Source organism: Paenibacillus sp. FSL R5-0701 (assembly GCF_037973995.1).
Taxonomy (GTDB): domain Bacteria; phylum Bacillota; class Bacilli; order Paenibacillales; family Paenibacillaceae; genus Paenibacillus.
This window is the reverse complement of record NZ_CP150230.1, coordinates 5838200-5858592: the sequence shown is the minus strand read 5'-3', so window position 1 is coordinate 5858592 and position 20393 is coordinate 5838200. Positions and strand designations below refer to the sequence as shown.

Sequence of the window (20393 nt, the reverse complement as noted above, 5' to 3'; positions counted from 1 at the left end):
GTGCGTTGATAAGAATAGTTTGCATATGTAGTATGCATGACGTGTGAATTGTTCACAACGGTTAAGCACATGTGCTTAACTTTTATATAACAATTCATGAAAAAAACCTCTCTTTTAAGGAGAGGCTTTTACACTGCTTTCAGACGATAACTTATTCAGTAGATTTGAAATCATTAAATGATTGCTTTCGATCCTTCAGGTATTTATTCAACAACTCCACCGCTTGTTCAAATTTGATATTTGTTTTTCTTGTTTGTTCGGCGGATATTTTATCGATTTCACCTAAGAATTCAAGATTTTTGACTTGTTTTTTCGACGCTGGAAGATGGAAGGTATAATCAGCCATAGCTATCAATAGTAGATGAATTTTTTTAACCTGTTTCGTATCCATCCATTCGATTTTATGAATATGATATCCAACGATCTCTGCCACTCCTTTGGCGATACAACTTTTCAGCACCCTGTCCTTTAGGGCATACAAGTTGTTTTGCCGTGTCTTAGATCTGCCGACGATATCATGGTTGCCCATAAAGTAGTTTGATTCTTTGGTATCTCTACTTTTCTTTGCCGACTTGTTGATTACGTACAATGATTCCGCAATCGTCTCAGGTGCTATTTCGATGCTGTCAATATTGATTCTTCTTCTTTTTATTGGACGTGTCATCGAAATATCATATAAATCAAATTCTCGCATAGCACCGTGTTGGCGTACTTTTATCGTTGCCTGGAAGTCGGATTCGTCGAGTGGCTTCAATCCAAGCTCTTTTAATTGGGTTTTCGTCTTCAAATGCTCAGGAACTTGTAACCAACGGGTAAATCTTTGTTTTTCAATTGCCGCAATCATTGTACTCATCCCCTTAGCTTAATTGATGCGATCAGTGAGATATGCCACCGTTGATTCGATGGGATATCCCAAAATTAATCCTGTCAGTACGTCATCAAATGTTTTCTTGCTCGGACTTCCGTAGTCAAATCCTTCGAGGAACCACACCAATTCCAAGTTTCCATGGTTCAGAATAATCTCCTCATGGTCTTTGCTTAGAAGATCGTAGCCGAGTTTTTTACTAAAGAGCTGGTATGATTCAATCAATTTGTTCAGATCGAAATGATCCCTCATCTTGCCTTTGTTTGCCACGCCGATTTCATACTGAAAGTTCGGATGACTGTTATCGGACACTTTCCATACCAAATCAGTCTGCTTCACTTTATGAAGAGTTTCTTCCAATTCTTCTGATGTTAATGGCCAAAAGCCAGTTGGTTTCAATCCAGTCCTAATGGCATCAAATAGGCGATCATAGGTGTCAGTTCGCTCTCCGTTTGGAAACCTGATTGAATATCCGCCACAAAAGAACAAATTGTGCCAACGGACCATAGGAGAATAAAACGGGATATTCGAAACCTTGGGATATTTATACCTCAGCATGGAGTGTCCATTACCCATGACCACCATATCAGAAGTTTCTTTGTAATCTCTCCGATAGAAACCAGAAAGTCCAATTCCCTGCTCATTCCGATATTTCCCCTGAATTTCAGAGCTATTTGAAACCCATCCTTCAACAGTAGTTAATGTCTTCACGCCATACCAGCCCCCTTTTAAATGTTTATTTTTACTTTTCGAATTTGCTTTTGACCTATTAAACGATGAATATGGCATTCGGTTGCACCTGTCCAAAAAAAAAGTCTTTGTTTTTCCACTTTAATGTAAATGAAGAAAGCCATCCCCTTATTTTTATTTCATGCTGATATAATAGCAATAATGGGTCAGGCTGATTCAGCAGAGGGAAAGTGGGAGGGAAGGTAATGGATGGCGTACAAAAGATTCGTGACACAATAGCTGGCTATGAGAAATTGCTCAAAATCATTGAGGATAATACAGACAAAGATAGTATCTGTAGATTGACGAAAAAAGAAATAACTAAGTTATATGGGTTGTCATATACAGGAACATGCAAGAAGTTAGGATTCCTGCTGAGATACGGACTCTTGAAGGTAAACAACGGAGGATTTTTACTAACCGAGAAGAACGTGGTTCAAGATACGCCACTGTCACTGTTACCGAAGATTTTAGTGTTAATGGCTAACAAACCTGAAGTTTATGACAGTTTCAAGCAACAAGCAGAGCTGTTATCTGTTTCGATGGAGGATGTCCAGACGGCATGGGGATTTTATTCGTACTTCTTCGGATCGAAGTATCCGCAAGAAGAAGATCTAATACAATTAAAAGAAATTCTCACACTCAGTTGACTTCGGAGAACAACTCTTGCCTCAGCTAAGTCTTATGTACTTTCAGGATTTAATCGAAGACCGATCTCGCCGCTCGCCAATTTGTCTAAATGCCACCACCATTGGTCGAACCGCTCCTCAGAAAGCGAAAAGTTATAAACCACTGCAATATGCTCAGACGTTTTTTTTCGCATTTCAATCAGTGGCACATCATAACTCATCAATTTCAGCCGCTCTTTCAGATTAAGCTCGTCAAAATTTGTTCCAAACCACTTCTCCGATGAAGCAATTTAACCGAGTCAAAAGTGCTAACATTAAAATCACTTACTGCCATCCCATAGATCTCAATATTTTTCAGATGCTCTGACATATCCTCTCGGTAATTGAAAATGATTGTAGCACCGATGGTGCTCTATTGCACGAGACAATGCTATACCGTTTACAAGGTAACGGGTTCCAAATTTTGGTTGACGACCACTGAGTTTAGCTGTACTATTATGCTCAAAACAATATCAAACGAGGTGGAATACGATGTGGGTATTATCAAAATGTCATAAATTAATAGCGTGTATCTCTGAGGGTTAGCCAAAAATAGGCTGACCCTTTTTTTAATGTCGTTATGAACGCAACATCATTGAAATAAGGAGTTGGATAGGATGCAATTCATACTCAACAAAATTTTAGAGAAGCTTCATCCAGAACTTGATTACCGAATTGATTGCTGGTCTTTTAATGGTTGTCATCGGCATCGCCTCTGGCTACCTATTCAAAACAATGCTGTTTTAAAATCGCAGTAAGAGGAGGAGTATTAACATGGGACAATATCTGCAAATGGGAATTTGTCATCAAATGCTGATCAGAAAAAAAGAAATTGAGAAAACAACGATTGAGAAAATCAAAAATGAACTTGGCAAATTGGTTGATTTGGAACTCTTTGATTTCGAGGAATCAGAGGAGAATGTCTCCTTTATCATCAAGGAATCGGTTGTGCAAGAGCAGTTGCATATGTTCTTGAGTGAGCAGTTCTCTCTTTACGATCAGAGTTATGCGGAAGATTTTTCTGAACTTCTTTCAGAAATTGAAAAAAGGAAATCGCTTGATGAAATTATTGAGCTGGCGAAAGAAAAGGAATCCCGCTTTTTCCAGCACAATAATGTGCACGATAATATAGAGATATCGCCATGGCAGACGGCTCGGGTTGATACCTCATTGTTTGCAATTTTCATTGAAGGCAAACTACTGATGGAGAGCTACAATAGTTTTCTTCATTATTTGGAGGAGCTGGTGCGTGCGAGCTCCAGTCAAGCCATATCGGGTACAGTTCGAGCAATCATAGACTGAGAGGATTAAACCTATTTGCGTTATGAATTAACGGAATTTTTACTATATTAACAATAAATCGAGAAGAGAGGGGGAGTTAACATGTTGAAAAAATGGATGATAAACCAAAAAGGATACGTCTCGATTGAGACGGTGATCGTTGCTGGTTTGGTTATTGCATTGGGTGCATTTGCGATGCAAGAGTTCTATACTGCGGCACAGAATGTAGTAGGAGCTTCAATAGACAGAATGGACGTGGAGGACGTCATATTAAAGATAACTATCGTGGGCGGTATTGAAGAGGTTGAACTATAAGGGGGAGAATTCTGTTGACTGTCAAATACGATTGCTTCAAAAACAAATTAAACACTTAGGCTAATTGATGCCTGAGTGTTTTTTTTGATGTTAGAAAGGTAACGGTATTGATTTTAAAGCAGTCAATCCGATTCAGCGTTTTGCTTTTCCTGCAAGTCTGCTAACTTGCGAATCTGCTCCAGAGCAAAATCTTGAAATTCGGGTTGCAATTCTTTGAAAATAGCAATTGCCTCATCAAGTTTCTTGTTAGATTGCCACTCGCTTAAAAACATATCACCTTCACCTGTGGTGAGCCAATTTTCATTAATACCGTATCGTTCGCAAATATGCTTAACCATAAGATCCTTTATTTCAACCCGATTATATTCAATGTTTGCAACAACATCTCGGCTAATTCCAAGTCTTTCGCCAAACTTTTTCTGAGTCATATTTAAAGCTTCGCGAATCAATTTGATTCTATTATGCATGGTCATACCTCCTATTAATTATAGGTAGCCTAAATGTACAACACAAAAACCAAGCAGTCAACACAAAGATATTTCAATAATGTGTTTACAACACAGAATAAAAATGGTAGATTGTGTTTATAACACAATTTGGGAAGTGGAGGTGCGTTTTTGACTCCAAAAAATAAGCAGACAAAAAATATTGCCGAGCTAAACTCGCTTTTTAGCACGCTTGATGACGCAAATCAAGAATATGCATTGATTTTGTTGCAAACTCTACGTTTCTCTCAAAAACACTACGAGAAACATGAAGAAGACTCAAAGGAGAGAGAAAATGGGGAGACATAAAGGCATAATGGCCACAACCGTAGTATTATCACTTCTGCTAAATGCAGGATTGGCACATGCGGGTAGTCTGACGGGAACCGTGCAAGAAGTCATTATTGTGTACAAAAATGAAAATGGCAAGGAAGCCATAATCGAAGAAAGTATTGATATTAAACACGAATTCGAAACGATTCCCGCAGTAGCCGCTACGGTAACGAGTGCTGATTTACATCAATTGGCGAGTGATCCGAATATTGCGTATATCGAACGAAACACTAAATTCCGAATCACTGGTGGAGATATCAAAGTTACTTCCATCCCAGCGGAGCAAAGCCAATGGAACTTCCAAGCTATTCAACCTACGAAAAGGTGGGATGAAGGCTACACAGGAGCAGGCGTTAAAGTCGCAGTTATTGATACGGGCATTTTCGCGCACAGCGAATTAACGATTGCAGGCGGCGTTTCGACCGTAGACTACACGACAAGTTATAACGATGATAGAGGACATGGTACTCATGTTGCTGGTATTATCGCCGCTAAAAGTGGAAATGGCGGTATAGTAGGGGTCGCACCTGGCGTAGAACTCTATGCCGTGAAAGCCATAGGTGCAGACGGCGAAGGAACGATTCTTGACGTGCTTGAAGGAGTTGAATGGTCGATTCAGAACGGAATGGACATCATCAACATTTCCCTTGGTATGGATACAGATTCGTCACTCTTTAAAGAAATAATTGATAATGCCTACGACGCAGGAATCGTTATTGTGGGAACGGCAGGGAATGAGCAAGAAGGAATACCTTTAGATACGTACACCATACAATATCCAGCAAAATACGATAGTGTCATTGCAGTTGGGGCAGTAGACAGTCTGAATCAACGCGGGATTTTCTCTTCGGTTGGTGAGGAAGTCGAACTTGCGGCTCCAGGCGTTGATATCATTTCAACGTATGTGAAAGCCGATGGCACTGGCGGTTATGGTAAATCAAGCGGTACTTCACAAGCGGCCCCACACGTAACAGGTATGATTGCTCTGTTGATGCAAAAATATCCAACCATGAGCAATGTTGAACTGCGTGAGGAAATTAAAAAATATGCCGTTGATCTGGGAGCACCAGGACGTGATATCGAATTCGGATTTGGTTCGCTGTCATTCAATAAGGATGTTGCTCCTCCTGCGGAAGTAACGAATCTTGCCATTAGTGATAAAACCGAAAACAGCATTTCACTTACCTGGAAGAATCCACAAGATGTAGACTTCGCAACGAATAATATTTTTGCGAACAATGTAAAAGTTGGTACGACAAATGGCGAAGTATTTACGTTGGAGAACCTTCAATCGAATACTTCTTACACCATTGCGGTCAAATCTGTGGATCAAAACGGAAACGAATCGTCTGGTGAAGTAATTGTAGAAACAACAGATGTAGATGCTACGGCTCCTGCGGAGATAAGCAACATTACGGTTGTTGAGAAAACTACAACGACAGCGAAAATAACATGGACAAACCCAACTGATTCAGATTTCCTACGAGTTAATTTGAATCAAAACGGAACGTCAGTGGGGAATACTGCGGCTACAGAACATGAGTTCAAAGATCTGACTCCAAACACGACTTATGTGTTTGATTTCAAAACCGAAGACGCCTCGGGTAACGTATCCGCAGGTCAATCCCTAACAGTGACGACAGATGATGTTCCTGTTGCAGACACAACGGCTCCTGATGAAGTTTCTGGACTGAGTATTGGCGAAGTAACCACAACGTCTGCGGAAATCACTTGGATAAATCCAAGCGATGCAGATTTTGAAAAGGTTAACCTCTACAAAGACAGTGTTTTTGTTGGGGATGTTTCTGGAACACGGTATGTATTTAATGGATTGAATCCAAGCACAAACTATGAGCTTAAAGCGAAAACGGTTGATGCAAATGGAAATGAATCTGCGGGTGAAATTGTCACTGTAACAACAAAGGACACTCAACCTGTAGTGGATACAACCCCTCCAGCAGAAGTAAGTAATCTGACGGTTGGAGAAGTGACTACCACGACAGCCGAAGTATCTTGGATTAATCCGAGCGATCCAGACTTCTTTAAATCGAATCTGTACGTGAATGGAACGCTCGTTGGTGAAACACCAGGAACAAGTTATGTATTCAATGGTTTGACTGCGGATACGAACTATGTTCTTCAAGTGAAAACAATAGATGCTAATGGCAATGAATCGTCTGGTCGTTATGTTATGACGAAAACGAAGCCTGTAACTGACACAACTCCTCCAGTTGATAACACGGCTCCAGCCGAAGTTACCAACTTTACGATGGTCGGAAAGACGACTTCTTCCATTGATGTTTCTTGGACAAATCCATTGGATCCAGACTTTGCGAAAGCATATCTGTATATCGATGGAAACAAAGTCCACGAAACAACGGGCACACGCTACAACTTTGCTGGACTCGATTCAGATAGAAGTTATGTGGTGGAAGTGAAGACAGTGGATGCAGAAGGGAATGTTTCTTTGGGAACAAGCCTGATCGTTCAGACAGAACAACTACCTCCAGTAGATATAACGGCTCCTGGTGAAGTTACGAGCTTAGAAGTTTCTCATGCGACTGTTAATACCATTCGTGTTCGGTGGATAAATCCAATGGATGTAGATTATGCGAAAGTAAATGTCTACCTCAATGGAACGTTTGTTTCTGACACAACAAACTCGTTCTTCGAATTCGCTGGTCTGACGGCGGATACAAATTACTCTATTGTTATTAAAACAGTAGACGTAAGCGGAAATGAATCCATGGGTACTTCGACTGTAGGCAGAACGCAAGCAACACCTGTTGTAACGCCTCCAGTAGATCCGCAACCGCCAGTTGATACAACGGCTCCTGCGGAAGTAACGGGATTGGTAACGGACGCTACAAGCCAAACAACGATCACAGCACGTTGGAATAATCCTGCGGATAGTGATTTTGCAAAGGTGAAACTGTTTGTTAACGGAGTCTTCATTGCGGATACTATGAATTCATCATATGAGTTTACTGGATTGGTTGCAGATAGAGCTTATACAATTGTTGTGAAATCTGTAGATGCAAGTGGCAATGTTTCTGCTGGTGCTACACTTGATGCAAGAACTCAAGCGGTTCCTGTAGTAACGCCTCCAATCAATTCGACAGATCCAGACGAAGATGTTGTAGAGATTCCTACGAATCCAACACCAGCTCCAACTCCAAGTGGCAGTGGTAGCGGCAGTAATACAGTTATCGTTACTCCTGCGCCTGAAAAAGCGTCTTCGGATGATGTAGTGAAAAAAGCTCTTGAGAAAGCGAAGGAATCGCTATCTATCGTAGATTTCGTTGGTGCAAAGTCAGCAATTGATTCCATGACTGACAAAGAGAAACGAGATGAGTTTCAAAAGGAATTGGAGGCACTCAAGAAAGAGCTTAAAGTCAAAGATCTTCCAACGAAGTCGAAGATTCGAAATGTCGTTCCAGTTGGTATTAGCTTGCAAGTGGCAATGAAGAGCGAGAACTACAAGTATATTGACGAATCATCGATTCAACCAGGTAAAAATGTCTTTGTTTTAAACAGCAAAGGCGAGTTGGTTGAAAACGTAGAAGTCAAAGTGCTGTTCAATCGTCTTGTTGTCATGCCGAAGGATGGTGGTAAGTTCGATTCGAAAGAAACGTTCACCATTATTCTGGATGCTACAGTGAAAGGCAAAGCGAGCAAAGACTCGAAGGAAACCTTTGAACTGAAAAACCCACTGGTTCTTGAGTTTACAACTCGCTAAACAATAGGGGGGAGTTGTTAATGCAACTCCCCAAAATAATGAAGCAGGAAATGGAGCGTACATACTTATGTTTAAAAATCAGTCTAAGTTCCTCGCAATTGCACTCATCGTCGCGCTCATCGCAACATCGATTCCACAAAGCGTGGATGCCGCTGAAAAAGTTACTTTTTCGGATGTGAAAAAAGGGGAATGGTATGAAGCATCGGTGGAGTGGGCAATTTCGAAGGACATGATTACAGGATATAAGGACGGCACATTCAAGCCAAACAAGAACGTAATCGAAGCCGAATTCTTGACGATGTTGCTACGTGCGTTTGAACCAACGCTTTCTTCTTCAAAATCGGAGAATTGGGCGGAAGCTTATTACAAACGAGCTAAAGAGCTGAATTATCCAGTAAAAAGCTACACTAATATTGCATCGAGGAATAAAGTTGTCCTCCGCAAACAGGTGGCAGAGTTGATTTCATCGACAGAAGGTGTGAATTTCAGTGGTAACAATGCGATTCATTATCTTTTGGCTTTTGGTCTTGCCGAAGGTTCCAATCCCAATGAAGTAACCCTTGCAAGTTTTCAGGGAGATAAGGCTTTAACCCGTGCAGAAGCTGTACAGTTTGTTAAGAATTTTGTGGATTATGGTATTGGTGGTCTGCTACAAAGACCAACTGAGCCGTCGAATACAAGCGAATTGCCGCCAATACGTCTTTAACCTACAAAGACCATCTACTTTCTTGTACCGTGGAGTCACTTCTTGCGATTTGGATTATTGCTTAAATCAACTATTTTATTGGGGGATACTATGAAAAGAAAAGCAGTACCAACCTTGTTGATATTTTCTATTCTATTCATCGCGCTCTGTTTACCTGTATCAGCATCTACTACCTTCCCAGATGTAGAAAAGCATTGGGGAAAGGAAACAATACAATGGGCATTGGAACACGACATTGCCAAGGGATACGAGGATGGAAGCTTTAAACCGAACAACTTAGTAACGGAAGCGGAGTTTCTCGCTATGTTAATTCGAGCCTTTCAACCCGAAATTAAATCCGATGAGAACGGGCAATGGGCGAATAATTATTACAAGTTTGCTGACCAATTAAGCTATCCTAATTCAAAAGAAGGAGATAACCGCACACGTAACCGTGAAATGACTCGCGTCAAGGTTGCCGAACTGATTTCTGCAACGCAAGGAGTACATTTTAGGGGGAACGAAGCTGTTAGATACATGCTTGATAGCGGTCTTGCCAAAGGTAATAATCCTGCTCTATTGTCCGTAGAGGGTTATAGCCCGAAAGGGTATTTAACGCGTGCTGAAGCGGTGCAGTTCATAAAGAACCTGTTAGAACAAGGGAAGGGAAAGTTATTAAAAAGCCCTCTTAATCCTTCGGATCCGTCCTTTTTGCAATATATCCCAATCACTTCCACTATGGAATCAGATCCATCTCGTCTGAATGTAAATGGAGATCCAGTGGCATCGATCTTAGGGGAGCCTTTCTACCTGGCGGAAAACATATATATTCCTGTTGAACCGATTGTACGTGGCATGGGTGACAAATTCATGTGGATCAATCAGCCTGAAAATGGATTCATCGAGAAAAAAGACGGATCTAAGATCAGCATTTATGAAAACAAGGGCGCCGCACTCCTAAATAACAAATCTATCCCCATATCAAAAAAAATTATTGCCGATGGCGCAAATTATAAACCGTATACACCGATGGTGCTCAACAACAAGCTATTTGTTCCTATCGATTTTTTGACTGAGGTTTTGGGGTATCCAATTCAAACCTCAGTCAGGGAAGCAATGCCTGTCGTTCACGCAGGAGAACTAAACAAAGAGTCTCAATCCGTAGGCGACTATGAAGCAACACCTATTCCAAAGCCGAAGCCGTTACCAAATTGGAAGCCTGATCTTCAATTCCTTCCCCCTGCGGATTGGATACCCCCGCAAATTGTATCGGTTGCTACCAACGACCATCGTAGGAACAGTAAAATACTGGATGCAGAACTTGGTTTTACGGATGGACGTTTTTTTAACCCTTACGGGAAGAATGCGTATTCGAATTATCCACTGATGGTAAATTATTTGGGGAGTAATTCAAAATACATGTATGATATCCAATTCACAAGCTGGTACGGATCGAAAACAGAAGCAAACAACAGTAACAAAATTCCCTATGTCAGCCGTGAACTTTTAAAATTTTTCCTGCCACATGAGTATATGAAGCTGTTTACGATTATGTCGGATGGATTCGATGGTAGTGATGTATCTCAATATCTAAACAAACCATTTAAGCTGGAAGGGCGCGAGATTCGGATTACAGAGGGTACAGGTCAAAATGGTGCAAGTTGGGTCACCGTTTCAATCGGCAAAAAATAAAATGAAATTGATGCTTTACAAATAAGCAGGTTAATTGGTTGTTTAGATTGGTTTTAATGGAGTTATAAAAGTAACAATATAGAAAAAATGTTTGTTATATACATTTAAAAATAATATAATGTATCTATAACAATCTGTTTGAGATGCTAATGATGTTCAACATGTACTTGTAAAAACAAAACTGTGTCATTTTCAAGCGCTCGGTCAGAAGACGACTGAGCGCTTGATTTATTTAATAGAGTTTGCATCTAAACATTATAGAAATGTATGAGTAAAAGGGAGGGAAAACAGTGGACTATCAACAACAATTCATCAAGGTCATCGCTGACGATGAGGAGTGTGTATTTATCGTCCCAACTGATATTTTAAAAAAGGCAAACATTAATATTGGAGATAAATGCGTTGTTATTACCGAACAAAACAAGATAATCATCAGGACAGCGGAGAATGTTAGTTAATGGAAACCGATTGTGTGTGCGGAAGCCAGGCTCAGTTGCAATATAAGAACGAGCCAGGTCGAATAAAAGGTAGATTCATAATCATAAAAAATGTTCCAATTCTCTATTGCGAGGACTGCAAGGAAGAATACATGACAGGTCCTAATAGTTTGAGATTTGCCGAGAGAGTTAAACAAGCCGTCGAGTCGGGCGAAAATGAGCTTGAGTTTTAAAAAGGGGGAAGAAGCGAATGGAATTTGATCAAGATGCATTCGGCGAGTATCTGGAGCAAATGTGGGAGCATCTATTTGAGACAAACACGCTCAGCCAGATTATAGCCAAGATTAATAATAACCATCGAGCCAGACGCTTTTTTGCTATGTATTTGCTGAAGAATCGAGAGACGTTCCATTTGTATCATCAATTGAGAGATGAACTGGGTATCAGCTATATTTTTGACACTATCATTTCTGCTTTGTTTCATGAACGAGAAAAAAAGCCAGTAAAACAAGAGATGATCGATCTTTTGCAGATTAACTTAGATATGGCTAATCAAGAAGTGGAGGGCTATCCGCTGAAAGAGTTTGACAAGGACTTGGACGCTTTTCTGGCGTATTGGCGGAAGAAGACTGGCGGATGTGAGTACCTTCGTAAAAGTTAAGAACAACTTCACAACTTTTATGCATATATTCAGAACTTGTATGAATGAATGCGCACAAACGGTGTATAACATCTTAAACGGAAGCTCAAACAAGGTCCGACACAAAATCCATATATTGCAAGGACTATTCCATATAAAATTAAGAAAAAAGGGAAAGTGGAGGGGATTAAAATGAAAAAAATAAAAATTGTCGCATCGTGTCTATCAGCAATACTGTTAATGTCTGCGAGTATACAGACAAGTTCGGCGGCGGAGACCAAAAATGCATACAAGATTGAGGTTAATGGCAAGACTCTAAACCAACAAATGGTAGTAGCTGAAGGGGCTGATAGCCTCAGTGTCCCCATTGCTCCAATTGTCAAAGCAACTGGAGACAGCCTAAAATGGAACAACAATACTCAAACGGCTATAATCCGTCAAAAGGATGCTGTTATTGAGATTTTAGCAAACAAATCTACTATAAAGCTAAATGGGAAGAGTGTACCCCTTGCCACCAAAACAATGAATAATGTTAGTGTTCCAAGCGGAGAAAAATCATCTATTATAGATGGAAAGCTGTATGTTCCAATTGACACTACAAAAACCGTTCTTGGTTACAATGTCAAACTGATTGAGACGAACAAACTGAATTTGCCTTATGCCGTACCATCAGATTGGGTCGTACCCCAAGTTAAATCAACAGCCACAGATGATTTCCAAAAAAACAGAAAAATTCTTGAAGAAGAATTGGGCTTCCAGGAAGGGATTTGGTACAACCCTTATGGGCAGGATGCATATAAAGGTTTGGGGAGAGTGCGAGTTGGTCTTGCAGATGGAGCCATTGCTAACATCGATTTCCTCGCTTGGTATGGTGACAAAAATCAGGAGCATGTTAGCAACACCATACCCTATGTCAGCCGCGAACTATTTCGTTTCTATCTGCCAACGGAATATACTAAACTCTTTGCAATTATGGATGATGGCTATAGTGGCAAAGATATCTCTAAATACATCGACAAACCATTTACTCTCGATGGGCGGAAAATAACCATTACCGAAAACCAAAAAAACGTAACAGTTACAATATCTAAAAAATAGAAAAAGTTTGAATGAAGAGGCGGATCTCCGCCTCTTTTTTTCTTGTAGTCGAATTATGAATCTCGCACCTGTTGCGTAAAAGAGGTAGAGCGAGGTAAAACAGTTTTTGTGTTTTCTAACACAATCAAAAAATCTAAACTAAATGAAAAGGGGGGCGATAAAGATGAAGAGATACAAGGTATTAAAATTTGTTGGTGGATTGGCAGTGGTAAGCCTGATCGTTGGGTCCTTGCTACATCAGGTTTATCAGCCCAATGCAGTGGAAAGGGCATTTGCCTTCGGCGGCGATCTCGTCACAGCTCATTGGGATGATGGCACAGGGAAGATAGTCAGAGATATCAGTGAGCCTCCAGTGTATCTTACTTATAATGATTCACCGCAAAAGGATTGGTATGATTCGATAGGGATTACGAGACTATATGAGTCGTATCACATGAACAAATTTTTGTGGTACAGCCCCGCAGAACAAGTGCCCGCATTAATGCAAATTTCAAACACGGATCATTCAATGATCTACGAAAATAATTTGGTGCGAGAGGGAATGAATTATGCCTATCTGGTGCGACCAGGGCAAACTGGTATTTGGCAAAATCTAAAACTCGGTAGCATGGATCCAGGATATCAAACGAGAGATCACTATAATGGGGACAACAGTGGGACAACAACTATCGTTAATACGAGCAAATTGGGTGCATATTTCGGGGGGAATTATGAGTACCGTCACCTTGGTGTATCGGATGCGGGAATACCTATAAGCAATCCATATTTTCCGTCAGATTTCCCTTCAGGCGATCACGAGTCTGACTGGAACCCACTCGAAAAAAGCTGGTGGAACTATCCTTGGACGACTACTGAAGGGCATCCTGCTAAAACAACAGCATCCGCATGGGATGTTTCTCCAGACGAAGACCCCGAGGGATTTGAGCAGAAGGTGCAATGGTTCATAAAATATCTCTTGCCAGCGAACGAAAATCTAAGAAGATTGGGTAAGAGCGAAAGAGAAGATGCCGCATTTTACGCAAAAAAATTTAGCCTGCTTAATAATCCTGAGCTATCAACAGGGATCGTCGTGGGTTGGCATGGAAGTGGCTACTATGCGACCTTTGTTATGAAATCCCCACCTCGGAATAACCTTCGAGTTGTCGAGTACAAAGTGACAGATAAGAAAACGGGTAAAGTCGTTGGTCTTATGACTGCTGATGCAAATAATAACGACAACATCTGGAGAGAATGGTTGATTAACAATCAAGAAGTTGTTGTAGGTGATACATTGGTCGTTACAGCCAAAGTTAAGAACATGGTTCAAGCAAACTTTGAAGGTCGTCCAACGAAATATACGCCTATCCGAATGACTCAAATGGCTTCATTCGATGATGATTCTCTAATCCTTGGCAAGTGGAATACTGCCATCGAGGAAAACGTAATTCCTGGTGTAAATGCTGATCCAGCTACTCGAATCAGTAAAATTAACGTAGGTCAGGTCGTAACCTTTGACAAAACAAAGAACGATTCATCTGGAGAGATTCTACAATGGGAATTCAAAGTACCTAATGACGTAAAAAAACAATTCGTTTTGGGTGCTGAGGTTTCTCCAGGATTCAAGCTCTACAATGACAATATCTACACGGGTGACGACGATGGGCGACTTCGATTCAAGATTAAAGAAGAAGATATCGGACTTGTAGAAAGTTCTATCGAGCTTCTTGATAATCAAGGAAACGTTACTGACGATGTTGTTCCAGGAATGACTCATGGTGTGAGAATCACGGTAAAAAAAGTCACTGGTAATAAACTGGTTGGTGATCCAAACGATTATTACAATCCATTTGCGGCTGTTTCTATCGCTTTGAACGACACTGGAACTGTCTATATTGACCATGACAAGGTTTCAGCAACGAAGGCGTTAACCTTTAAAGGGGATACGGCAGTAATCGAGATTAGAGATGCGATTACACCTCTTGTACCGAGCATTAAGGCGGACTTCCAAATCCATTGGTTTAACGCATCGGCAAGTTTCGGTAATCAAAGTTCTGATCCTTCAAACGATAAAGCATCAAAAGTATGGAGATCCACTAACAACTTGAGCGTAAGCAATTTCACAATTGTTCCTACATCGGTTATTGGTCCATCTTCTACTTTGAATGAGACACTGACATTCGAATTCATCGCATCGAACATTAACCCTGAAAACTCGGATCGAGATGTAGAAATTGAAATTCGAGATCGGAATGGTAGAGTTGTTAAGGAAGAAATTGTTACACTTCCAGCAAACGTTGATTATCCATTCTCATGGACTGTACCCAATGTTTCGCTTAGTGCGGGATCCAATGGTACTTCTAATGCCTTTATAGTAGAGATCAACCCACCACCAAGGCGGATAATTGAAACATCTACAAGCACAACGAACCCGTATGCTGATAACATCGATACGAGTGCAGTAATGGCATATATGACGAATTCTAACCCAGAGACTTGTTTGGTTGTAAACAACCGTAATACTTGGTCAGAAACTCACTATATCCATGATCGTGAAGGTTATCGATATTACTGGTCAAACCGTTGGGGATCGGGTAGCTATTGCATCACCACCTATGATAATACGTGGACTGATACAAGAAGCTATTACGAGGAGTATAAGATCACAAATGTCATGTTCAGAAGCAAACTGACGAAGGATAAGCTCGGTGGAGATGGATGGGTTGATATCTTAGCTCGACCAGATCAAGCAAAGGTTAAAGCTGGATATGGATTTGAGATCAAGTATATTGTTAAGTTCGATACAAACACGTATCGCAACTCGCCTAAAGGGTGGCCTGGCGATTGTTCGTTTAGAACAGTAACTCGTCAGTACGGCGGAACTGTAACAGCACCTACCACTCTTAGTGTTCAAATGCCATTTGCCGATAAGTTTGGGAATCACGTGACTTATAACTTGACGAATCCATCTCAGTCAGGTTCATGGGACTCGCTTAGTCAGGTGTATGAGATGCCTGAAAAAAATGCATTTGGATTGAAAAATACGCGTGAAGTTTTCACAAATGTTTCCGCTAAGGATGGAAGATACAATTTAAAAGTTTCCACATATCGTTACTTTTATGGGAGTTCCTACAAACCAAACCAGTCCATTTATCTTTGTGATTCTGTAGATATTTCGATTTTTCTGATCGGTAGCTATACCGATGATGTAAAATCCCATATAACTCAGTAATAAAACGCAGGAGAATTATTAATGAAATTCCCCTGAAGCCATACGTGAGGGGGAAAAGTAAAAGAAGCAAGCCTAATGGCTTGTTTTTTTACTTTACAAATATTTCGATTTTTACAATACAAAAAAAAAAGAGCCATCAATCAGCACTGCACTTCGACATTCAAATATACATCAATTCCCTTTAGTATTCCCCGCAATTTTAAGAATTTCATCCATCTCCTCAGTCAAGGCTTCCCAACGATAATAATCAATTGGATCATCCAAATCACCCTCCGCTATTCCTTCAAATGCTTCTTGGTAAGTCTTCTTACCATACCGCAATTGCAACTCAGTCAGCTCTTGATTAATTTCAAGTAGACGTTCTTGAGGAGTTTGTTCTAATCGTTTTTTTGTTTGATAGTTCATTTGCATTCGAATGGAATAAACGGTATCACGCATGAGTTCTACTGCATGTTTAGGAATCTTTTTATGAGATCCATTGTTGTCCTGACATTCTAAACCTTGATTTACGTACTTGCGTAACGTCACTTTTGAAATGCCCAGTAGATCTGCGGCTTCCGCAGAGGTAAGTAGGTAGTCGTCATGGTAGATATATTCAATAGACACACCGCCTAATTCATAATACCAAGTGTCAAGGTCAATCTTCCATTTCCCGAAATCTAACTCACTAACTGGCGAGTTGATTTCGTAGACTCGATCCAGCCATGTTATCAGATTTTTTTTGTGAGTCGGAGATAAGAGGTATTCTGCCGTGTATGTAAATTGTTCGTTCGAAACCTTGATGCCTACAACTTTATCCTGAAAGGATATTGCAAAACTGGCTAAAACTTTGGATAGGATATAATCCGTCTCTTTTTCAATCACCACAGGATTTTTTTCATTGAAGCCATAACCAATTCGCTCATGGGTGTAATCATATACCGTTCTATTCATCATCTACATCTCCCTTGTACATTCTATTCTAATGCAAGGTTAACGAATTATCAATTTCGTTAATGTTTGTTTTGTTGGTTTAGCTAAATTTCATATATGAGTCGAAGAATTGTGGCAAAACAAAAGACCTCCTAATGTATGTAGGAAGTCTTCTTTGCCGAAATTATTGCTTGCTACCTCAAGGAAGGATTGCGTCCATGATCTCATATGAAATGTTCCATTTTTCCTGCATCATAGTTGCCAACTCAGGTGCTGAAAATCCAAGCTCGTCCGCCGCCTCGACAGGATGAAAAAACTCAAACAAAAACTTGAATTCCGCCTCAATTTTGTGAGACTCGTCCTGTACCCATTCCATAAACTCATCTGTTTCTACCTCATTATCAAAAGGATTAGCGCCTTCATTAAATCCGAAAAACGTGCTCCCAATCTGCTCAGTAGCAAGATTATAAATAGCAAATTCCATATCGTACTTATCAAAATTAATTGATTGCAAAAAAAAGAATTTGTCCCTATACATTACCAATTTTTCCATTTTGAATTCCTCCGTATATAAAATATGTTCTTCTTAAATTTCTCGATTTTGAGCCTCAGTGATCCTCCTCGAAGTTGCTATTTTTGATACACGTAATTGCTCATCCTTTATTGTTTTTAACTCTATATTATAAGCATTTTCCGCAACATAATTCGATTGCATCCTTCTTTTTCTGCATAAAATATATAAACAAAAAATCAAGGGGGTGCGGCATATGTACGGGCATCAAATCTATCGATTATCGGTTAACGAACGTGCGACATTTTTAAACGAAGAGCTGAAGAAAGAGGAATATCGGGAGCTTAACCAATTGGCGAATGAGTTGATGGTTGACGAGACTGATTTGAGAGAGGATATGGCGATTGCGGGTTGGTACTACATTGTGGAGTTGAAACGGTTCGTGGAGATTGAAACTAAGCAAGCATCTTAACATTGATTAATGGTTGGACTTGCTTGCAGGCATTAATAGTTATCAAATCAGTTGCCCTCGACTACAACAATAAAAAACAAAAAAAGAGAGGCTTCAACACTCCCCGCCAAGTTTGTGTTTACTATAAGCGCTCTCTTCATTCAACGTATGTCATGATTATACTACGGTTTAACAAGAAATATAATCTCGCAATTGCTTGAGATGGTTTGATATTTTCTTCGATAATTGGATGAAAGAGAGAAAGGGTCAGTTGAAGCTTCCTGCAAAGGGGGCTATTTTTCATGAAAAAAATGAAGATTTTTAACCAAGTGCCAGTCTTGACGGATGGACAAATCGACAAGCAGGCAGAGAAGCAGATTCGATTCCTGAAGGCTATCCATCCGCAGTTGGAAGAGAGTCATTGGAATGAAGGACGAATTGAACTGCGGCCAGTCAAACGCGAACAGAGTATAGAGGATTATTTGCGGAGTTTTGGATCCTGGCGTCTTGGGCAAAAAGATGTTGTTGAACTAAAAAAATTCCTCCATGCAATCAACGGTAAAGGAGTCGATTTATACTATTCTGCATTTGCCTTTGACTTCGACATGGTGGTATACAAAAAGGATGGGAAACCATATGAAAAAGGAAAGGTCAATAAAGAGAATGCTTTGTTTACAAGCATTTTGGCGGCAGATTTCGATGATATAACCGAGGAGCAGTTTTTACAAGAGAAACAGAGATTGTTAGACCTGGATATTGAGACAATTGATGTTTTCAGTGGTCATGGCTGGCAGAGTATTATTTTGCTCAATCATCGGGTGACGGACAAGGAAATTTTAAAGAAGTTTACAGGACTGATGATGGCAAAAGGTTTTCGGGTGGACTCGGCTATTGTTGATGCTTCGAGGGTGCTTCGGATGCCTTTTAGCTTCAACTGCAAGGCATTGGACAAAAAGAGCAAGTATTATGATTCGATTAATCCGAAAATCATCGCCACAACCGATCATTTTTGGACGGAACGTCGCTATCACGTTGCAGATGTTTTTGGGAAACTGAACAATCTCCCCGATGTGGTTGAGCAAACCACCCCTTTGACCGAGATTGATTTGGAGACTATTCCTACTGCACCAATTAGCAATGCTGAAAGGAAAGCTGAAAAAAACAATGCAATAAAGGAAATTGAAATAATTGAGGTTAACCAGATTGACGTAGAGCACTTGAAGGCGGTTTATAGCATGCTTAATTTTAAGCGGCTCCCGCTCGCGATTCAGAAAATCCTTGCTGGAAGTCAATCAGGGCTTAGGAACAAGGTTATGTTTTTTATTATTCCCTTCCTACGGAACAAGCTGGGCTTAGACATTCAAATGATAAGAGCAATCATGACTCTGTGGGGAGAACGATGTTCGCCAATATTGGATGCTGATGAGATCGGGAAAGAAGTCGGCAGAATCTACGGATTAGGTTTCAAAGGAGGACATGGGGTATACACACAAGAGCTGTTTCAAGCATACGGATATCTGGATTTCGATCAGTATAAAATCAAGGATGAGATTAAAATTACGAATTCCTTTTTTGATGATTTCGCAGTGCTTCCTGACGCGTCTGTTAAGATTTATCTATCAATGAAATTAGCGGCAGAACTTGGTGTGGTTAAGGAATTCAGTAAAAAGGATATTCAACGCTTTGCAAATATATCTGAGCGAACGATTGAACGAAATATTAAAGCTCTGGTTGCAAAGAAATATGTATCCAAGCGAAGGTCGAATCGAAGAAAGGGAGAAACTTATGTTTACTATCTTACCCCTTATTTTAGTGCGGCAGAAGGTTATACTACACTCGGGAATGCTTTGGTAGATAAAATGCTGAAAGAGCTTACGGACGGTGAGATGAAGCTGTACTGCTTTCTGCGCCGCAAGTCAGGCAATCAAGAAGATTGTTTCTGGGCGAGCCAGAAGTATATAGCTGACCAGATCGGCAAGACTCAGCAAGGCTTATCATTGATGACAAACAACCTTGACAATAAAGGGTTTCTAAAGAAAACAACAGAGGAAAACGGTAAGATAAAGCAAAGCAAATACGTTCTAAAATTCTAATGACCTGATGTTTAGGTCATTTTTTTTGTAAGGATTAACCGTCAATTATTTGTATAGTCGTTAACGCCGAAAAGCCTTGATATATATGGTGTTTTCCAGATTAACCGTCAGCTATTTGTAGTATTAATAGATACAGGAGGGGGAGAGAAGCGAGAGGATGCGAATAAGGAAAACAATACTTAAAACTGCAATACAACATTGAATCAATTTCATAGATGCAAGACTTGTTTTTGATAGGTTGCATGCATATA

18 protein-coding genes are annotated in these 20393 nt (G+C 40.2%); 13 read left to right on the top strand and 5 right to left on the bottom strand.

Annotated elements, in window-relative coordinates:
• Nucleotides 1-151: 151 nt before the first annotated feature.
• Both MKZ13_RS25900 and MKZ13_RS25895 read right to left on the bottom strand, forming a co-directional pair.
• On the bottom strand, nucleotides 152-844 hold the full coding sequence (locus MKZ13_RS25900) for a YkyB family protein (protein WP_339179314.1): 693 nt from the start codon (nucleotides 842-844) through the stop codon (nucleotides 152-154).
• An 18-nt stretch (nucleotides 845-862) separates the two neighbouring features.
• Nucleotides 863-1576: a hypothetical protein gene (locus MKZ13_RS25895; RefSeq protein ID WP_339179312.1), complete on the bottom strand. Its 714-nt coding sequence runs from the start codon at nucleotides 1574-1576 to the stop codon at nucleotides 863-865.
• Nucleotides 1577-1800: 224 nt separating this feature from the next.
• Here MKZ13_RS25895 and MKZ13_RS25890 point away from each other — a divergent pair, with 224 nt between their 5' ends.
• From MKZ13_RS25890 to MKZ13_RS25880, 3 genes are all read left to right on the top strand, one after another.
• Nucleotides 1801-2244 (top strand): hypothetical protein, encoded by a 444-nt coding sequence (locus MKZ13_RS25890; protein WP_339179310.1) that lies wholly within the window; start codon nucleotides 1801-1803, stop codon nucleotides 2242-2244.
• A gap of 792 nt (nucleotides 2245-3036) precedes the next feature.
• Nucleotides 3037-3564, top strand: coding sequence for a hypothetical protein (locus MKZ13_RS25885; RefSeq protein ID WP_339179309.1), 528 nt, complete (start codon nucleotides 3037-3039; stop codon nucleotides 3562-3564).
• Between the two features lie 96 nt (nucleotides 3565-3660).
• Nucleotides 3661-3858 (top strand): hypothetical protein, encoded by a 198-nt coding sequence (locus MKZ13_RS25880; protein WP_339179308.1) that lies wholly within the window; start codon nucleotides 3661-3663, stop codon nucleotides 3856-3858.
• A gap of 122 nt (nucleotides 3859-3980) precedes the next feature.
• On the opposite strand, the gene MKZ13_RS25875 is transcribed toward MKZ13_RS25880, so the two are convergent.
• The gene (locus MKZ13_RS25875; protein WP_339179307.1) at nucleotides 3981-4325 is read right to left on the bottom strand and encodes a helix-turn-helix transcriptional regulator; all 345 of its coding nucleotides are present in this window, start codon (nucleotides 4323-4325) and stop codon (nucleotides 3981-3983) included.
• Nucleotides 4326-4454: 129 nt separating this feature from the next.
• On the opposite strand from MKZ13_RS25875, the gene MKZ13_RS25870 reads away from it, so the two are divergent.
• From MKZ13_RS25870 to MKZ13_RS25835, 8 genes are all read left to right on the top strand, one after another.
• Nucleotides 4455-4652, top strand: coding sequence for a hypothetical protein (locus tag MKZ13_RS25870; protein ID WP_339179305.1), 198 nt, complete (start codon nucleotides 4455-4457; stop codon nucleotides 4650-4652).
• Between the two features lie 7 nt (nucleotides 4653-4659).
• Nucleotides 4660-8415 (top strand): S8 family serine peptidase, encoded by a 3756-nt coding sequence (locus MKZ13_RS25865; RefSeq protein WP_339179303.1) that lies wholly within the window; start codon nucleotides 4660-4662, stop codon nucleotides 8413-8415.
• Between the two features lie 67 nt (nucleotides 8416-8482).
• Nucleotides 8483-9121, top strand: coding sequence for an S-layer homology domain-containing protein (locus MKZ13_RS25860; RefSeq protein WP_339179301.1), 639 nt, complete (start codon nucleotides 8483-8485; stop codon nucleotides 9119-9121).
• A 90-nt stretch (nucleotides 9122-9211) separates the two neighbouring features.
• Entirely contained in the window at nucleotides 9212-10792 is a 1581-nt protein-coding gene (locus MKZ13_RS25855; protein ID WP_339179299.1) for an S-layer homology domain-containing protein, read from the top strand.
• A gap of 290 nt (nucleotides 10793-11082) precedes the next feature.
• Complete coding sequence (locus MKZ13_RS25850) at nucleotides 11083-11250, top strand: hypothetical protein (protein WP_339179295.1); 168 nt, start codon at nucleotides 11083-11085, stop codon at nucleotides 11248-11250.
• 229 nt (nucleotides 11251-11479) lie between these two features.
• Nucleotides 11480-11890 (top strand): hypothetical protein, encoded by a 411-nt coding sequence (locus MKZ13_RS25845; RefSeq protein WP_339179292.1) that lies wholly within the window; start codon nucleotides 11480-11482, stop codon nucleotides 11888-11890.
• Between the two features lie 171 nt (nucleotides 11891-12061).
• Nucleotides 12062-12967 carry a copper amine oxidase N-terminal domain-containing protein gene (locus MKZ13_RS25840; RefSeq protein ID WP_339179290.1) on the top strand — a complete coding sequence of 302 codons (906 nt, stop codon included), beginning with the start codon at nucleotides 12062-12064 and terminating at the stop codon, nucleotides 12965-12967.
• 163 nt (nucleotides 12968-13130) lie between these two features.
• On the top strand, nucleotides 13131-16175 hold the full coding sequence (locus tag MKZ13_RS25835; RefSeq protein ID WP_339179287.1) for a hypothetical protein: 3045 nt from the start codon (nucleotides 13131-13133) through the stop codon (nucleotides 16173-16175).
• Nucleotides 16176-16346: 171 nt separating this feature from the next.
• Here MKZ13_RS25835 and MKZ13_RS25830 read toward each other — a convergent pair whose 3' ends face one another.
• Together MKZ13_RS25830 and MKZ13_RS25825 are read right to left on the bottom strand one after the other, a co-directional pair.
• Nucleotides 16347-17111 carry a helix-turn-helix domain-containing protein gene (locus MKZ13_RS25830; protein WP_339179285.1) on the bottom strand — a complete coding sequence of 255 codons (765 nt, stop codon included), beginning with the start codon at nucleotides 17109-17111 and terminating at the stop codon, nucleotides 16347-16349.
• 175 nt (nucleotides 17112-17286) lie between these two features.
• Nucleotides 17287-17640 (bottom strand): hypothetical protein, encoded by a 354-nt coding sequence (locus MKZ13_RS25825; RefSeq protein ID WP_339179283.1) that lies wholly within the window; start codon nucleotides 17638-17640, stop codon nucleotides 17287-17289.
• Between the two features lie 214 nt (nucleotides 17641-17854).
• On the opposite strand from MKZ13_RS25825, the gene MKZ13_RS25820 reads away from it, so the two are divergent.
• A complete protein-coding gene (locus tag MKZ13_RS25820) occupies nucleotides 17855-18070 on the top strand; it encodes a hypothetical protein (RefSeq protein ID WP_222215783.1) in 216 nt (71 codons plus the stop codon).
• 281 nt (nucleotides 18071-18351) lie between these two features.
• Entirely contained in the window at nucleotides 18352-20142 is a 1791-nt protein-coding gene (locus tag MKZ13_RS25815) for a hypothetical protein (RefSeq protein ID WP_339179279.1), read from the top strand.
• Nucleotides 20143-20393 lie beyond the last annotated feature (251 nt).

Excerpts from the sequence above, each read along its gene's own strand:
- MKZ13_RS25900 (WP_339179314.1), bottom strand. The coding sequence starts at position 844 with ATGATTGCGGCAATTGAAAAACAAAGATTTACCCGTTGGTTACAAGTT.
- MKZ13_RS25890 (WP_339179310.1), top strand. The coding sequence starts at position 1,801 with ATGGATGGCGTACAAAAGATTCGTGACACAATAGCTGGCTATGAGAAA.
- MKZ13_RS25885 (WP_339179309.1), top strand. The coding sequence starts at position 3,037 with ATGGGACAATATCTGCAAATGGGAATTTGTCATCAAATGCTGATCAGA.
- MKZ13_RS25880 (WP_339179308.1), top strand. The coding sequence starts at position 3,661 with ATGATAAACCAAAAAGGATACGTCTCGATTGAGACGGTGATCGTTGCT.
- MKZ13_RS25875 (WP_339179307.1), bottom strand. The coding sequence starts at position 4,325 with ATGCATAATAGAATCAAATTGATTCGCGAAGCTTTAAATATGACTCAG.
- MKZ13_RS25865 (WP_339179303.1), top strand. The coding sequence starts at position 4,660 with ATGGCCACAACCGTAGTATTATCACTTCTGCTAAATGCAGGATTGGCA.
- MKZ13_RS25860 (WP_339179301.1), top strand. The coding sequence starts at position 8,483 with ATGTTTAAAAATCAGTCTAAGTTCCTCGCAATTGCACTCATCGTCGCG.
- MKZ13_RS25855 (WP_339179299.1), top strand. The coding sequence starts at position 9,212 with ATGAAAAGAAAAGCAGTACCAACCTTGTTGATATTTTCTATTCTATTC.
- MKZ13_RS25845 (WP_339179292.1), top strand. The coding sequence starts at position 11,480 with ATGGAATTTGATCAAGATGCATTCGGCGAGTATCTGGAGCAAATGTGG.
- MKZ13_RS25840 (WP_339179290.1), top strand. The coding sequence starts at position 12,062 with ATGAAAAAAATAAAAATTGTCGCATCGTGTCTATCAGCAATACTGTTA.
- MKZ13_RS25835 (WP_339179287.1), top strand. The coding sequence starts at position 13,131 with ATGAAGAGATACAAGGTATTAAAATTTGTTGGTGGATTGGCAGTGGTA.
- MKZ13_RS25830 (WP_339179285.1), bottom strand. The coding sequence starts at position 17,111 with ATGATGAATAGAACGGTATATGATTACACCCATGAGCGAATTGGTTAT.
- MKZ13_RS25825 (WP_339179283.1), bottom strand. The coding sequence starts at position 17,640 with ATGGAAAAATTGGTAATGTATAGGGACAAATTCTTTTTTTTGCAATCA.
- MKZ13_RS25820 (WP_222215783.1), top strand. The coding sequence starts at position 17,855 with ATGTACGGGCATCAAATCTATCGATTATCGGTTAACGAACGTGCGACA.
- MKZ13_RS25815 (WP_339179279.1), top strand. The coding sequence starts at position 18,352 with ATGAAAAAAATGAAGATTTTTAACCAAGTGCCAGTCTTGACGGATGGA.